This is a genomic window from Burkholderia sp. GbtcB21 (genome assembly GCF_019091065.1).
Taxonomy (GTDB): Bacteria; Pseudomonadota; Gammaproteobacteria; order Burkholderiales; family Burkholderiaceae; genus Burkholderia; species Burkholderia pyrrocinia_C.
In genome coordinates, this window is record NZ_JAGXKA010000339.1 from 1 (window position 1) to 252 (window position 252).

General features: G+C 69.4%; 1 pseudogene. It reads left to right on the forward strand.

From position 1 onward, the window contains the following. A pseudogene (locus KVT39_RS37075) lies at positions 1-252 on the forward strand (cell division protein FtsH); the annotation flags it as partial.

Consider the following 252-nt stretch of genomic DNA (forward strand, 5'->3'; position numbering starts at 1 on the left):
GGTCCAATTGCTGATGCGTCAGCCGGAGGCGACGTCGATTCCGTACAGCGACTTTCCCCGCCTGGCCGACGCGCGTCTCGTCGACGATCTGGACATCGGTCAGTCGTCGACCTCGGGCGCACTGCGCATGCCCGAAGCCGGCCCGATGCTGCCGGCCACCGACGCGATTGCCGTGAAAAAGGCCGGACCGCCGTGGCGCTACACGACGAGCCGGGTAGCCGACGACCGCCTGGTCGCCACGCTGACGGCCGC